We start from the raw sequence: 400 nt of genomic DNA on the forward strand, positions 1-400 counted from the left end.
CTCCACGCTGGCAACGGCGCCAAACGTGTCCGATGCCGGCGCACGTTCGGGCGCTACCGCAAAACCGGCTTTCTCTACCGGCACCAGCGCCAGGTCCGCAGCCGCACCAACCGCCAGCGCCGCTCCGGACGGCGTTGCCGGTGCCGCGGCAAACAGGGTCTGCTCCCGCGTCACCGGCCACTTGAACGCCTCACAGCCGGCGTCCTCGGCCATGGCGAAGCTAATGCCTGCGAGGATCGCGAAAAGGCTGATGACGACTTTTTTCATGGCAAAGGCCCCCACACATTCAGGATTGTTGTACACGCATCAATACAACCATAGAGATACTAATGCAACCTTGGCGAGAAAATTTTAATGGCAATTGGGATCATTCCCAATCACCGAATGTTGACGGCAGGCC

The 400-nt window shown here is 59.8% G+C and carries 1 pseudogene; it reads right to left on the minus strand.

What is annotated here, in order from left to right:
* Positions 1–267, minus strand: a pseudogene (locus tag EN885_RS33330) (hypothetical protein); the annotation flags it as partial.
* Positions 268–400 lie beyond the last annotated feature (133 nt).

It is taken from the genome of Mesorhizobium sp. M6A.T.Cr.TU.014.01.1.1, from assembly GCF_004022765.1.
Lineage (GTDB): Bacteria > Pseudomonadota > Alphaproteobacteria > Rhizobiales > Rhizobiaceae > Mesorhizobium > Mesorhizobium mediterraneum.